The 16,928-nt window shown below is 59.4% G+C and carries 4 protein-coding genes and 1 pseudogene; 3 read left to right on the forward strand and 2 right to left on the reverse strand.

Annotation, left to right across the window (positions count from 1 at the left end):
- The first annotated feature begins 776 nt into the window (after positions 1-776).
- On the forward strand, positions 777-1,481 hold the full coding sequence (locus tag AADW23_RS10680) for an IS6 family transposase (protein ID WP_341860922.1): 705 nt from the start codon (positions 777-779) through the stop codon (positions 1,479-1,481).
- Between the two features lie 104 nt (positions 1,482-1,585).
- Here AADW23_RS10680 and AADW23_RS10685 read toward each other — a convergent pair.
- A pseudogene (locus AADW23_RS10685) lies at positions 1,586-1,730 on the reverse strand (transposase); the annotation flags it as partial.
- A gap of 294 nt (positions 1,731-2,024) precedes the next feature.
- Here AADW23_RS10685 and AADW23_RS10690 point away from each other — a divergent pair.
- Positions 2,025-5,483 (forward strand): hypothetical protein, encoded by a 3,459-nt coding sequence (locus tag AADW23_RS10690; RefSeq protein WP_341860923.1) that lies wholly within the window; start codon positions 2,025-2,027, stop codon positions 5,481-5,483.
- 124 nt (positions 5,484-5,607) lie between these two features.
- A complete protein-coding gene (locus AADW23_RS10695; protein ID WP_341860924.1) occupies positions 5,608-16,038 on the forward strand; it encodes an Ig-like domain-containing protein in 10,431 nt (3,476 codons plus the stop codon).
- A 416-nt stretch (positions 16,039-16,454) separates the two neighbouring features.
- Here AADW23_RS10695 and AADW23_RS10700 read toward each other — a convergent pair whose 3' ends face one another.
- Positions 16,455-16,697 carry a transposase gene (locus AADW23_RS10700; RefSeq protein WP_341860925.1) on the reverse strand — a complete coding sequence of 81 codons (243 nt, stop codon included), beginning with the start codon at positions 16,695-16,697 and terminating at the stop codon, positions 16,455-16,457.
- Between the last annotated feature and the right edge of the window lie 231 nt (positions 16,698-16,928).

A 16,928-nucleotide genomic window follows, 5' to 3' on the forward strand; every position in this document is an offset into this window, starting at 1 on the left:
ACATACAATTCGGGGTCCGGCAGTGTGCTATGTGTCGCAACAACGGCGACTACTTCGGCTGCGCGTTACACGAGAAACGACGCACGTGCAGCATGCTCTGCGCTGCCAGCGCACGCAGTGAGAGGAAAGAATTTGCAGGTGGGGCTCGAATCCGGAATGCAGCGTTGCAGGGCCACACTCGGTTTCTAGGCTGCACGAGCGTCGGCTTCCGAAGTCGTGGGGCGACTGGTTCGCACTTGTGGCGAATGACCGGAGTCCGCCCTTGGTGTCGCTCAACACGTTCGGCCCAAACCGGACCTTGATGTAAGTCGCAGCGAACGACAACTTCGAGCCCAAACTGTCCGATGCTGCGGTCCGGGCGAATGACTGCGTTTAGGAAAAATAATTGGCGGTCGGGATGAAAAGACTTAATATTCTCTACGCAAGGCGAAGGGTTTCATCCTATCCAAGCCTGAGTTCGGTATGCCTCTGCGCTACGTTTCAGCAAACAAAATTTTAGGTTATTGCACTTATGCACTAACCGCTTGATCTGATCTGCGGGCTGTTTGCACTCGCCGCCGTGCTTTTGCTGCTGACGGCCCTGCCACCAGCTTATCGGATCCACAAAGCATAACGGCTGAAATTCCGGAAAATTCGGTTTTGGACAACGAAAAACGACGGAACTGCGCGCGCAGCGCGTTCTAACTCCTAGAAGTCCAAAACAAGGGAGGGCACAGGATGGTCTTGTCAGAGGAAACCGGCTTGAGCGGGGCAGGGCGGGCACGTAGCCTCATTGGATGACCAAACGTTCCCCATTTCGCTACTTCAAAACGAGCCCTGAGATCATCCGCCTGGCCGTGATGCTCTATGTCCGGTTTCCACTTTCACTCCGAAACGTGGAGGATCTGCTCCACGAGCGCGGCATTGATGTGAGTCACGAAACGATCCGATTTTGGTGGCTTCGGTTCGGCCCGATGTTTGCGTCGGAGATAAAGAAACGAAGAAGCCAGGGTCTGAAGTCGAGCCGCTGGCGTTGGCATTTGGACGAGGTGTTTGTGAAGATCGGCGGCAGCCAGCACTACCTCTGGCGGGCTGTAGATCATGAAGGAGAGGTGCTGGAGAGCTATGTCACCAAGAAGCGTGATAAGCGGGCCGCGCTGAAATTCCTAAGGAAAGCAATGCGTAAGCATGGCCAACCGGAAGTAATCGTCACCGACAAGCTTCGCTCCTATGGTGCTGCGTTAAGAGAAATCGGTGGGGCAGATCGACAGGAGACAGGTCGGTGGGTCAACAATCGTGCTGAGAATTCGCACTTACCTTTCCGACGAAGGGAGAGGGCGATGCTCCGCTTCCGGCGGATGCGAAGTTTGCAGAAATTTGCATCCTTTCACGCTTCTGAAAGTAATCACTTCAATCAGGAACGCCACCTCTACTCGCGAGACAACTTCAAGCTCAAACGAACCGCTGCTCTCACCGAGTGGCGGATCCTTTGCGCTGATTAAGCGGCAGCGTCACTGTCCTAGCTGAGACTGGTTCGAATTAGTCTGACAGCACGGTTCATTGTAAATCCCTGCAGAGTAAGATTGCTGATGGATGAATGGGGTCAGTGTTGGTTGTGGTCTTCCTTCCAGGCCGTGTTTACATTGCGGGCTTCGGCCAGCGATGTGAACAAGGTTTCGATCAAAAGCTCATTCCGGGACATTGCCGTTGAAGCCTTCCACGAATGCGCTCTGCATGGGCTTTCCCGGTGCGGTTTAATGCCCGTCGATCAGCGTTGGTTATGTGAAATATAGTATTGCCTCAAAGTTAGTGGCGCTCCCGCCACACTTTGGATTGATGTACATTGCATGCACTGACGAACATCGTGCATGTTGGTACACATTTCATAACACCGCACAATGAAACTGAAAACGAAGCCATCTAATCGGTGGCGTATGTTTAATTGCGGGACGCGCATCGTGAGAGACCAGCTTTTTACTTTTCTTGATTGGAAGCAGTACCGTCGAGGGAACCGCGAAGGTGCCTATGGTGTCAGGACCGCCCAGATGGCGGCGCTGGTTGTTGGCTTTTCAAGCGCGTCGGGGGCGGTCGTGGCGCAATCGTGCGGCGGTGATGCGCGTGTGGTCGATGGCTTGTGTGTGCCGGCGATCTCAGTTCCCAGCCCTCGCGTCGCGGATGCTCCGGCGGGGTTTGTGATCGCTGTTGATGGTGATCTTCTGGAAGGCGATGACGAGGTGCGCGATATTGTGCGCCGCACCGATGTTCGCCTTGCCGACGCCGATATCGAAGTGGTCTTTGATGGCTTGGGCGCGGCCCCGCGACTCGATATTGAGGTCGTCGGAGAGCCTCGCGCTCATGAACCGGGCGACATGGCCACCCTGCAATCGGCGACCAACTATCCTGCCTACATTGCCCGATCCGAAGTGCGCCTTGTTGATCTTGGCGCGGTCGGCGGGCCGCGAACCGTTGACGTTATCCCTATGCTGACCAATGGCCGCGTTCAACTGACCGTGCCGCAGGGCGAAAACCTTGCCGTTGTCCACCGTGTCTATGATGCCGACGGGCGCTACGACGAAACTTATCCTGTGCCGCTCAGCGCGCCGGATCGCAGGGCGTTGGCCGATGGTGTCGAAGACGACTCCGACAATACGGCGCGGTCCCGCATCCCAGTCCATGGTGGCGCTGTGACCGTGCGCGGCACCTCCATTGTGCCCGACGCGCGCGTGTCAGCCTTGGGCGAGGTGATCCGCCCCGATCCTTCGGGTGGTTTCGTGTTGCAACGGATTTTGCCGCCGGGGGAATACGGCGTCGACGTCAACGTGGTTGGCCCCGGCCAATCGGTCGATCTGGTGCGCGACATCGAGATTCCGCGCGCCGAATGGTTCACCACAGGGATCGCGGATTTCTACCTTGGCTGGCGCGAGACAGAGGGCGAGGGCAGCGAGACGTGGAACAGCGGACGCCTTGCCTTCTACATCGATGGGCGCACCGCCAGCGGCTATGAGATCACGGCACAGGCCGACACGGGCGAGGGCGAGATCGAAGATATCTTCCGCCGTCTAGAAGAGCGTGACCCGCGTTCGACCGTGCAGCGGATCGACCCCGATGACCTCTATCCCACCTATGGCGACGACTCGACCATCGTGGACAATACGCCAACCTCGGGCCGCCTCTACTTGCGGATCGAACGGGACGGAAACCATTTCCTGTGGGGTGATTTTGAAGCGGATTTGGGCGAGGGCACGTTGGTGCGCAATGATCGCTCGCTCTACGGCGCGCAAGGCTATTGGGCCACGGCAGACACCACCACGCGGGGCGAGGCGCGGGCAGCGGCCACGGTCTATGCGGCCAGCCCCGACATGCTGTCGCAACGCGATGTATTCCTTGGCACCGGCGGGTCGGTTTACGTCCTGCAACGCCAAGACATCGGCGTCGCCACCGAGGTTCTGAGCGTCGAGATCCGCGATCCTGGCACCGGCCGCGTCATTGATATCGTGCGCCTTGCACCGGGCGTGGATTATTCCATCAACTACCTTCAGGGCATCGTGACCCTGTCCGAGCCGCTGGCCAGCCGGGTTGATGATGCCGGGATCATCACCGCGCCGGGCGATACGCCGGAACTGCGGCTGGTGGCGCAATATGAATACACGCCGACGCTGCGGGACGTAGACGGTTATTCGGTCGGTGGGCGCGTTGAAGGTTGGGTTACCGACGATGTGCGCGTCGGCGTCACCGGCATGGTCGAACAGACCGGCACCGCAGATCAGACCGTTATTGGCGCGGACCTCGAATGGCGCATCGGTGAAAACAGTCATGTCCGGCTGGAGTATGCTGAAAGTGACGGGCCGGGTTTCGGGTCCACTTTCTCGGCTGATGGTGGCCTTGTTTTCGATACTGTTGGGCCGAACGGTGGCTCGGGGCAGGCGGTGCGGGCCGATGTGCGTCTGGGTTTCGCCGATGTCGGATTGCCGGGGGAGGGTGTTGTCGGCGGATACTTCGAGGAGCGTGGCGAAGGGTTCTCCAGCCTCGATTACTCGGTCACTGCGGCGACGGGCGATGAAACGCTTTGGGGTGTCTTTCTTGATGCCGCCCCTCGCGAAGGGCTCCGCTATTCGCTGAGCTACGAGGAATATTCCAATGGTGTGGGCGAACATGACCGCCGCGCCGAGGGCGAAGTCGAACTTGCGCTGAACGACCGATACACCGTTGGAGTTGGGCTCGAACACCTGGATCGCGACCGCGCCGCTTCGGTGGGCGATCAAGGGCGGCGCACTGACATCGGTGCGCGGTTGACCTACTCCTATGCCGTTGATGGCGACGTCTGGATCTTTGGGCAGGCGACCCTCGACAATCAGGGTCTTGAAGACAACGACCGTATCGGTGTCGGCGCGTCCTATGCCTTTGACAACGGCTGGCAGGTCGAGGGTGAGATTTCCGGCGGCGCGATTGGCCCGGGGGGCTTGCTGCGGTTCAGCTACGACGATGGCACAGGGGCGACCTCGTATTTCGGCTATGAACTTGATCCCGGCCGCACGATTTCCGGTGTCACCTTGGATGGCCGCGACAATGGCCGTTTCATTGCAGGCATGCGGCGTCAGGTGAACGATCAGTTGACCTATTTTGGCGAAAATACCTACGACATGTTCGGGCGCTACAATTCGCTGACCACGGCCTATGGGTTGACCTATCAACACACCGAATTCCTCAGCTACACTGGGGCCGTTGAGTTCGGGTCGGTTGATGATCGCTTCAACAATGATTTCGACCGCACTGCTATCAGCTTTGGTGTCCGTTACGAGGATGAAATGCTAACAGCGAGCGGGCGTCTGGAATACCGCACCGAAACCGGTGAACGCTCGGGGCTGCCGCTGGGTAGCGAAACCATCGCGCTGACCCTTGATGGGCGCTATCTGATCAACGAACACGAACGGGTGGTTTTCACCTTCGAAGGTATCGATACCGATACCGACGAAAGCTCGATCCTTGATGGCACCTTTGTTGACGCTAGCGTCGGCTATGCCTTCCGTCCGACCGACAACGACCGACTGAACCTGTTGGTGCGCTACCGCTACTTGTTCGATGATGTGGGCCAACGTCTTGATGACACCGATGAATTGGGCCCGAGGCAGCGTAGCCACGTGTTTAGTGCCGATGCCAGTTACCTGCTGGATGAGCATTGGCGTATCGGCGCGCGTGTCGGCTTCCGCCTGACCGAAGCGGCGGCCACAGAGCTGGATTCCTTTACCCAGAATGACGCGTTTTTATCGGTGCTCAACGCGCGCTACCACATGCTGCACGATTGGGACGCGTTGCTGGAATGGCGGGCACTGCATACGGTGCAAGCGGGTGGCACGGATATCGGCGTACTTGGCGCGATCTCGCGTCAGATGGGCAACGGGATAAGCCTTGGAGTGGGGTATAATTTCGGCACCTTCTCGGATGATCTCACAGATCTGACGCGGGATGATCAGGGTCTGTTTATCAATCTGACGGCGAGTTTCTGACAAAGTGCCGCTGAACGTCCCCGTTACGGTGGCCAGACAACAACATAAGCATATTCGGCGAAAGAGCCGAAATTCTCTGGGGAGCGAGAAGAGCATGACCAAGGCCGCAGGATTCAGAGCATCTATGTTTTGGTTAGTGGCGCTGATTGGCGTGACGCTAGGGGGCGAGGTTCAGGCGCAAACTGTTCCCGACCCAAACGATTCCACTTTGCCGACCTTCGCTTGTACCGGTGACATCTATCAGGTGCAGTCCGGCCAATTGCGTATCTTCGACCCGGTCACCTCCTCCTATACCAACGTCGGCACCAACCAAGGCAGCTACAACGGCGCGGGCTACAACGTCGTGGATGGCTATGCCTATGCGTCCCAAAGGAACAATATTATTCGGATCGGGTCGGACGGGGAAACCGAGATCGCCTATTCCGTGGGCTTCGGGACATATTCCGGTGATCTGGACCGGTCAAACAACTTCTACCTGCGCCGCAACAACAACCGCTACGATCGGGTTAACCTTTCCACCGGCGCGATCACGACGCTGAACTTTGTTGGTGTTGGTGGCGGGCCGGCAGACGTCGCCTTCATTCCGGGCGGTGGGGACCGTTTGGTCGGTTTCAGTGGCGGTCAGATGTATGTCTACAATCTGACGACCCTGCAAAAGACGCGCTTGAACGTATCCGGCGGCTTGCCAGGCGGGGGCTTTGGCGCAACCTGGACGGATTTGGCCGGGCGGCTTTTCACTTTCAACAACAACAATGGCCTTCTGTACGAGATTTTCGACTACGACACCGCTGCACCAAGTGCGGTGCAGGTTGGCGTCGGTGATCCTTCTGGCAACAATGACGGGTTCTCCTGTTCACAAGCCAACTTCCCGAACCTCGCCCCCCTGGCCCAGGACGATGACTTTTCGACGCCTGTAAACGTCGCGATCACCGGAGACGTGACGGCAGACAATGGCAACGGCGTCGATAACGACCCCGATGGCGGCGCGCTGACGGTGACCGGGCCAGACACGGGGCCATCGGACGGCACATTGGTGCTGAACGCTGACGGTACGTTTCTTTACACACCTGACACCTATTTCCTTGGCACGGATACCTTCACCTACACGGTGACCGACCCGGCCGGGCTGACCGCGACAGCGACGGTGACCATTGATGTGACCGGCGATATTGGGTTTGAGGTCGACAAGCGCCGCATCTCGGGTGTGGCGGTGGCCACCGCCGAGGGGCAGCTCGTCAATTATCTGATTGAGGTTGAGAATACCGGAGATATCCCGCTGACCGGTGTTAACATCGTTGATACCTTGCCTAACGGCAGCACCGGCACCTTGATTGGTCCTGTTGAGGGCGGCGGCACCGATGGGCGTGATCAGCTTGGCCGCATAGATGTGGGCGAAACGTGGACCTACACGATCTCTTACACCATCGAGCAAGGCGACATCGACAGCGGCGCGCCCGTGGTGAACACGGTTGCAGTGACCACGACAGAAACCGGAACGGACGTGGAAAGCGACACAGCCTCCATCCCCGTGGATCAGGACGAAGGCTTCACCTTTACCAAAACCACCGACGTCGCAAGCTTTGCTGCGGTAAACGACCCGGTGGTCTTTACCTTTACGGTCGAGAATACCGGCAACGTGACGATGACTGATGTAACTGTCACGGATGCGTTTTTTGACCCCGATTACTCCTGCACCATCGCCACCCTAGCGCCGGGCATCAGCGACAATACGACCTGTACTTTCACCTACAACGTAACCCAGGCCGATATTGACCGGGGCGAGATCGTCAACATGGCCACCGTCGCGGCCAATGGGGCCGGGGGCGCGGCCCTGCCTGAACAGACCAGCACGGCCACCGTTGGAGGCCCCGCTGAAGCGGCGGCGGTTCGGGTTGTGAAAACCGATGAAGCAGGCGATCTTGCCTTTGGGCCAGAGGGCGATACCGAGACCTTCACTTTTCAGGTGTTCAATGATGGAAATGTGACCCTATCGGGCCTTGTCCTGAACGACCCGGACCTAGGCCTTACGTGCCCATTGGCTGATTTGGCACCCGGCGCCGATACGACGACCTGCGCCAATGGCGATCCGTTGAGCGCGGATTTGACGATCACGCAGGCCTTGGTCGATGCTGCTACCTATACCAACACGGTCACGGTGACAGGCTCGACAACGCAGGGCACCGCCGTCAGCGATGACGATACCCTGGTGCTGACAGGCCCGGCCCAAGACCTGCAACTGATCGTGGCCAAGTCGGTGACCGGGGGCAACAACTACGCGGCTGTGGGTGACATGATCACCTATGACTATTTGGTCACCAACGATGGCAACATCACGATCACCAGCCCGATTACCGTGGCTGACAACCGCACCAGCGTGTCCTGCCCCGTGCTACCTGCGGGCGGCCTTGCACCACAGGCGACGATCACCTGTACGGCCAGCTATTCCGTGACCCAAGGCGATCTGGACGCCGGAAGTGTTGTGAACCTTGCCACGGCGAGTGTGACCCAGACGCTCGCCAATGGCTCCACCGTGACAGAGACGTCCCCTCAGGTCTCGGCCACCGCCAATGCAGCTCAATCGCCCGCAATCAGCATCGCGAAAGATCTGACCTCCATCACCGATGAGGACAGCACCGCACAGGCCACGCTGACCTATGATGAGGTCAACGATGTTTTGAACTACACCTTCACGGTCACGAATACCGGCAACGTGACGCTGACCGAACAGATCGTGGTCACCGATACAGACATTGGCGCAACTGTGAATTGTGGCCCCGCGACCCCGAACTTTGGGCCGGGCGACAGCGTGACCTGCACGGCCAGCTACCTCGTGACGCAGCCCGATCTGGAAAACGGCAGCTTTGTGAACACAGCCAGCGCCGCAACGACCTTTGGCGGCCACCCTGTCAATACGGCGACCCCGGCCAGCGAAACGGCTAACGCGCAGCAGAATCCCGCGCTGACGCTTGCCAAGACCGAAGATCTTCCCGCGACACTGATTTTGTTGCCGGGGGGCACGATCGATTACACCTATGTCGCCACCAACTCCGGCAACGTCACGTTGACGGATCCGATTACAATCGACGATGACCGCTTCCCTTCGGGTGGAGTCGTCTGTCCGGCATTCCCCGCGGCCGGGATCGCTCCGGGCGGCACCTATACCTGTACCTCGACTTATACAATTACCGTCAATGACGTTTATATCGGCACGGTTGTTAACAACGCGACGGCCACTTCCGGCAGAACCACGTCACCCCCGGCAAGCGTGACCGTGCCCTCTTTAACAGATCCGGCTCTGGAACTGACCAAGGACATCATTTCAATTGCAGATCCTGTTGGCGGCACGGCAAGCGGTCTGCAATTCAACGAAGTCGATGACGTCCTAACCTTCGAATTCGAGATCGAAAACACTGGCACCGTGGCTTTCGTGCGACCGATCACCATTACCGACCCGCTGCTGACGCCGAACCCGATCACCTGTTATACGCCGACACCAAGCGACCTTGCGTTCGCACCGGGTGAAACGGCGACCTGCACGGGCGAATATACGGTGACGCAGGGCGATCTGGACGACGCCGAAGTGATCAATACGGCGTTCGCTTCGGTCGAATACAATGATGTGGGGCAGGGGCCGAGCACCTATAATTCGCCCACCGCGTCGGAAACCGTGCCAGCCGCGGCAAACCCGGAACTGACCGTAGCCAAGGATGTGACCACGGGCCCGGATCCGGCGGATGTCGACGATGTCCTGACGTATACGATCACGGCCACGAACTCCGGCAATCAAACGCTCAGTGACGTCAGCATTAGTGATCCCCTGATCCCAAGCCTGACCTGTACCGTGGGTGGTGTGGCGGCCCCTGCAAGCGTGACACTGGAACCGGGCGAGGTTCTGTCTTGCATGGGCGATTACACCGTGACGCAGGCCGATGTAGATGCGCAGACGCTTTCCAATACCGCAACGGCCTCGGCGCTGTCGCCCAATGGCACTCCGGTGTCCGAGACCGGAACCGATACCCATCCGCTGGCCACTCCGGCGCCTGAAATGCTGATCGTCAAGACATTGACCGACGGCACACCAACGCCTGCCTACAACGTCGACGGGGACACAGTCAGCTTCACTGTCGAAGTGCGTAATACTGGCAACGTAACGCTGAGCAGCATCGACGTGACTGATACGCGGGTGCCGGGCACTTGCACCGTCGGGCCGCTTGCGCCGGGCGAAAGCGATGATAGCTGCCGGTTCGTCTACACGGTCGAACAGGGCGACGTGGATGACGGCCAGATCGACAACACCGCCAGTGGTTTGGCCACGCCGATTGCGACGTCTGGCGCGGGGCAGATCACTCGGACGGGCAACCTGATCACTCCGGGGCCCACGCGGACGCCGGAGATCACGCTGATCAAAACCGCCGATGTGACCACCTTCAACGCGTCGCTACAGACGATCACCTATACGTTCGAGATTGAGAACACCGGCAATATCACTCTGACCGGTGCGCCCTCGATTAATGATCCCGGTGCGACGGGCGTGACCTGTGATCCGCTTCCTGTGGGCGGGCTTTTGCCCGGCGGCACTGTGTCATGTACCGGCACCTATGATACCGAACAGGGTGACGTGGACGCGGGGCAGGTGGTCAACACCGCCACGGCCTCCATGCCCAATCCGCTAGATCCGGGCACGCCTCTGACTTCGACATCCTCGGTCACGGTTCTGGCTGAACAGACCCCCTCGATCAGCATAACCAAGACGGCGGATGTGGCGCAATTCACCGGGGCGAACCAGACGATTACATATACTTATGTGATCCAGAACACCGGCAACGTGACGCTGACGGCGGCTCCTGATCTTTCCGATGACCGCATCGCTGACGCAGACCTCAGCTGTGATCCCGTTCCCGCTGGCGGGCTGCTGCCGACGCAGACGCTTGAATGCACGGGCACCTACGAGACCACGCAGGACGATGTGAATGCGGGTGATGTGACCAACATCGCCGCCGTTGAAATTGATGACCCGACCAATCCCGGTACGCCCCTGACCGCAGGGGCCACGGAAACGGTTCCCGCCGCGCGCAATGCAGCGATCGAAGTGGTGAAGACACCTTCGATCACGACAGGTGCCGCAGAAGGTAACACCATCACCTATACCTACGTTGTGACGAACCGGGGCAATGTGACGCTCACCAACATCTTGTTGGACGATCAGCATACCTCGGCTTCGGGCACGGCACCTTTGGCGATCAGCGGTGGCGGGGTTGTCCTGTCGCTCGATCCGCTAGAAAGTGCCACGCTGACGGCGACATATGAAGTGACACAGGCGGATGTGGATGCGGGCGTGGCCCTTACCAACACCGTCACGGCAAATGCAACCGCCCCCTCGGGCGTGACTGCGCCCAGTGACACGGATGCGACTTCGGTCGATGTGTCGCCCGCCGTGCCGGACATGGTAGTCATCAAGGATGTCCCGAACCCGCCCGCTGATATGGTGGCGGGCGTGGATGTAACCTTCCGCATTCTGGTGGAAAACACCGGGAATGTGACCCTCGACAATGTAACCCTGACCGACACGCTTGGGCGGTTGGACGGCTCTGTGATCGGAACGCCCACCCCAACCGGCCCTGCGCTGGACATTGGAACGATTGGTGTATTGGACGTGGGTGAGACGTGGGAATATGCGCTCACCTACACGTTGACGCAGGACGATGTGGACGCAGGCGGTATCTCGAACTCGGTGCTGGCCGAGGCTGCGGACCCTTCTGGCACCCCGGTCGAGGATGCTTCGGACGGCAACTCACCCACCGGCGACGCGCCGACACTCGTTCAGATCCCTGCCGCGCCCTCGATTGAGGCGATCAAGACGATCACCACCCCGGCGACCACCGTGGGCGCGCAGGTCGTGTTCCAGATTGCGGTTGAGAATACCGGTAACGTAACCCTGACCAGCGTTGGCATCGCCTCCGACACATTGACGCGGCTTGATGGCTCCGCTGTGACCGGCGCGATTAACGGCCCGACATTTGCAAGCGCTGATGGGGGCTCTGCCTCCGGCACGCTGATACCGGGAGAGACGGCCTTCTACACGCTCTCTTATACGCTGACACAGGAGGATATCGACGCAGGCGGCATTCAGAACACCGCCACCGCAACAGGTACCCCGCCAAGCGGTCCCGCGGTAACGGATGTGTCCGACAATGACGGCATCGGCGATGACAATCCGACCGTACAAGAAATCGCGCCGGTCCTTAGCCTTACCCTCGACAAGCAACTTGCCAACGGCGGGCCAACCTTCGACGACACGACCGATGTGCTGACGTTCGAATTTGTCGTGACCAACACAAGTAACGTGACCCTGACCGACCCCATCGTCATCGACGATCCGTTGATCACTGGGGCGGGTGGATCGGTCATCTGCCCAACCGGACCGGTGCCGCCAAACACACCCGTCACTTGCACGGGCACCTACACGGTGACGCAACCCGACATCGACGCCGGGTCCGTCACCAATAGCGCAACCGCGTCCTCCACCTTCGACGACACCCCCGTCGTCAGCCCCTCCGACGAGGTCACCGTTTCCGCCTCGCAAGAACCAGAACTTGCCCTCCTGAAAGAGTCGGACCCTCTGCCGCCTGCCGATTTCGTAGTCGGTGCCGTGGTGAGCTACACCTACACCGTGACCAACACGGGCAATGTCACGCTGCTGGACCCGGTCACGATCACCGATGACCGCATCCAACCGGCCGGCATCACCTGTCCGACGTTTCCTGCGGCGGGCCTTGCCCCAACGGAAACCTATATCTGCACCGCCACATATACGGTGACGGGCGATGACGTGGATGTGGGCTCTGTCGTCAACAACGCCACGGCGACCTCGGGCACGACGGTTTCACCACCGGCCAGTGAAATCACGCCCACGGGCGCCGTAGCCGCGCTTGACGTTGCAAAATCCCTTGCCTCCGTCACCGATGCCGGCGGCACACCACGGCCCGGCGGCGAATTCCTCGCCGTGGGCGATATTTTGAATTACTCCTTCACGGTCACCAACACGGGAACTCGTGCCTTTGTGGGCGACATAGATGTGGTCGATCCGCTGATTGCGGGCGGCACTGTCACTTGCTGGACACGCATTCCCGGCACGGATGAGGATTTCCGCAGCGGAGAGAGCGCCACCTGCACCGGATCCTATGCGATCACGCAGCCCGATCTGGATGCGGGCGAGGTGGTCAATACCGCCTTTGCCTCGACCAGCTTTGGGGCGCTTCCGACAACGTATAATTCGCCCACCGATACCGTGACCTCACCCGGCGATGCCGACCCGGAAATCACCTTCGACAAGCGTGTGATCAGCGCCGCGATCACCGCCGTAGGCCAGACGATCACCTATGAATTTGAGGTGCAGAACACCGGCAACCAGACGCTGACGAATATCACCGTCACGGACCCGCTTTTGCCCGGCCTGACCTGCGAAGTGGCAACGCTTGATCCCGGCGACATCCTGATCTGTTCCGAGAATTACATCGTCACGCAGGATGATGTGGACGCGGGCACGGTCGTGAATACCGCGACGGCCACGGGCAACACGCCCGCGGGCGGCAGCGTGTCGGATACCGATGGCGAAACGACCACGATGCCCGCCGCCGCTCCGGCAATGACCCTTGGCAAATCCGCCTCGCCCGACCCGTTCGGCCCCTTGGGGAGCGATGTGATCTACACGTTCACTGTGACCAACACGGGCAACGTGACCCTGCGCAATATCGTGGTGACCGATCCGCTTGATCCGCCCTATAGCTGCGCTGTGCCCGATCTGGCCCCGGGCGACAGCAACGCAAGCTGCACGCTGGCCTATACGATCACCCAAGATGACGTGGACCGGGCCGAAATTATCAATACGGCCACTGTCATAGCAACGCCGGATCGCGGCACCATTGCGCCTGTTGACGACACGATCACCACGCCCGGTCCAACACCGGACCCGGCGCTTGAGCTGACCAAGACCAGCAGTGTCGATTTCCTTGGGGATGGCGGCACGGTGACCTACACGTTTACGGTCGTGAACACAGGCACAGTCACGCTGCAACCGCCGAGCATTAACGATACGATGACCCATCTGGATGATGGCTTGCCAGGTGGGGCAATCGGTCCGCTGTCTGCCCCCACCGAAAGTGGCATGGCCAACAACTTGTTGGATGTAGGTGAGACTTGGACTTACACCGCGACTTACTCAATTGTGCTCGCTGATGTGAACGCGGGCGGATTCCAGAATACTGCGACGGCGACCGCCACAGATCTTCTGGGTAATCCGACATCCGACGTTTCGGACGACGGTGACGACGGCGACGGAAACGCTGTCGATGACCCCACTGTCGTTGAGATCACTGGCGAGCCGTCTCTTGAGGTCGAGAAAATCGTCACGACGCCCGGCCTGATTGCGACCGATGAAGTGGTCTTCACGATCACCGCACGCAACACCGGCAACGTGACGCTGACCACGCCCGATATCACTGACATGTTGACGCAGATTGACGGCACGCCTGTGGGCGGACCCGTTGGTGTGCCGACACTGACCTCGGGCAATGTGGCCGGGATTGATCCCGGTGAAGAATGGGTGTGGGAACTGCGCTATGTGTTGACTCAGGATGATGTCGATGCGGGCGGACTGTCCAATACGGCCACCGTCACAGGCACTCCGCCCAGTGGTCCGGACGTCAGCGACGTGTCGCGCGATGGCGACCCTGCCGATGGCAACAACTCCGATGATCCCACCGAAATGGAGATCGAGCGCACTCCTTCTATTGAGGTAATCAAAAACACGATCTCTGTTGGGGACACGCCCGGCGAAGAAGTCATCTTTGATATTGTAGTGCGTAACACGGGCAACGTGACGTTGACGGGCCTTACGTTGACCACAGAGGATTTGACCAACTTTGATGGCTCGGCCCTTTCGCCCGACAGCATCGTTCAGACGGCAGGTGATACCACGGGCCTACTAGCGGTGAATGCCTCGGCTACCTACCGTGTGACCTACACGATCCAGCAGAGCGACATTAACGCAGGCGGTGTTCTGAACTCGGCCACGTTCCAGGCGACGTCGCCAACCGGATCGCCGGTCGTGGACATCTCGGACACCGGCAGCGGCGGTGGCAGCACGCCAACTCCGGCTGCAATTAACCAGATTGACGAGATAACGGTCAGCAAGACAGCAGCAGTGCCGATCCGGATCAACGGGACCTTGACGCAGGTGGAATTCGAGATCGAGATCGAGAATACCGGTAACGTGACTCAAACCGGCATTGAAGTGGTTGATGATCTGACCGGCTTTGTGGCCCCAGCCACGCTGGTCGGGGTCGATACACCGGCCGTGACTGATCTGAACGGCGCAGTGGGCAACGGGGCCTATGATGGACAGACGGACACGCTTGTTCTGGACGGGGCCGTTGACCTTGATCCGGGGCAGGGCGGCACCATCACTCTGACCGTGCGCTACGATATTGCCGGGGGCAATCCGGCCTCACCGAATACGGTGGCGGTCTCGTCGGACCGTATCACGATGCCGGTGACCGCAACGGCAGTCGTGGCGGGGATCACCGCGGAACCTGATCTATTCGCTACCAAGGCGGCATCTCCGCAATCGGCTATTATCGGTGATACGATCACCTATACGATGACCTTCGAGAACCGTCTAACCACAGCGGAAGGCGCGCTGACGCTGATCGACGAATTGCCTGCGGGACTTGAATTTACACCGGGGACAGCCACCTTTAACGGCGCTTCGACACCCGTGCCCGATGTTGTTGGGCGTCAATTGCGATGGCCCAATGTGACCATTGGGGCGGGAGAGACGGTTACCATCGCCCTTCAGGCCCGCATCCTTGGCGGCGAAAGCGGCGAGCTGACCAACCGTGCCTTTATCATGGCGGCGGACGGATCGGTCGTTTCCAACATCGCTTCCGCAACCGTAACGCGGCGGGCCGAGGTTCTGTTTGATTGCGCCGACATCATCGGGCGTGTCTTTGATGATCGTGACTTTGACGGGATCTTTGACGAAGGCACCGAGCAAGGCCTGCCGCGTGTGCGCCTCGTAACGGTAGATGGCACCTTGATCACCACCGATGAACATGGCCGTTTCTCGGTGCCCTGTGCGGCGCTGCCCCGGGCCGACATCGGGTCAAATTTCCAGTTGGAGCTGGACGACCGCACTTTGCCGACCGGTTTCTTTATCACAACTGAAAACCCCCGTATCCTGCGGGTGACGCCCGGCACGATGACAGTGTTCAACTTCGGGGCAACCTTTGGTCAACTGATCGAGATTGACCTGACCGCGGCTGCGTTCCAAGCCAACGGCCAGCCGTCCGACGCCTTGCTTCAGGGCATCGACCGATTGATGCAGGTGCTGGGTGAACGGCCATCGGTGCTGGAGTTGGATTACTATCGCGGTGAAGAAAGCGCAGAGCTTGCGCGGCGCAACCTTCAAGTGCTGGAGGAGTTGATCGAACAGCGCTGGCGTCGTTCTGCGGATTACGAACTTCGGATCGTAACCAGCATCGCGCGGATCAGGTAAGGCGGATGTAATGGAAATTGGCGGGGCAGTTCAAGCAGCGGCCCCGTCTTTCTAAACGCCACACGTCCACCTCGTCGGCGGGTGCTATGAACCGCTGCGAAGTTCGGCAGGCTGATCAGTCTTCAGATTTCACTGGAACTCGGCCATGTCGGATTTCAGTCTCGCATGGCATGGAAATTCTCAATCGTGAAGTCGACTTCCGCGCCGCTAACCCAGTCAAACAGCGACCGCTTCACTGCCGTCAGGGGACCTTCACAGATGTGGATCGCATGGCTTTGCCCATTGCCATCCGCCGTGATCGCATGGATCGCATCGGTGCCCAGGCTGGCGACTTCTCCTGCCGAGATCAGCTTGTTCCCACCATGCGTCAGTTGATTGGGCTTTCGCTTGTATAGAACTGAGGTGCCCCTAGTTTCCTAGACACCTGCCTCTCTCAGTTTCTGCTGTCTTCTTTCGAAGTCTACGGGCGACAGCATGCCGTTGTTCGTGTGCTTGCGCTTTGGGTTGGACGCAGGCGCGCCGTAGAGCTTCAGCCACTTGTACAGAGAATACGCGCTGACGCCCAAACGCTTCGAGACCTCTCGAACCGGATACCCTCGCTCGGTGATCTGCGCGACCGCGTCCCGCTTGAAGTCATCGCTGTAGTTGTTTGTCCCCATGTCGGCCTCCTAGCCTCAAAATTAGGGGGCAAAGCGTCTACAAATCTAGGGGCTCCTCAGTCAGCAAGAGCCGACTTTAGCTCAGATGCAGCGAAAGCTCACATTGTCCCGCACAACAGACCTTATTGCAAACCGCAGCGAAGGTCTCCTTCCCGCCCTTCCTTTCCAAAGGCCCTCGCAATCGCAGCGCAAACTGAGCGGTCGCAGCGAACGGCAGGAAAGTCCGCACAG

Source organism: Gymnodinialimonas sp. 57CJ19, from assembly GCF_038396845.1.
GTDB lineage: Bacteria > Pseudomonadota > Alphaproteobacteria > Rhodobacterales > Rhodobacteraceae > Gymnodinialimonas.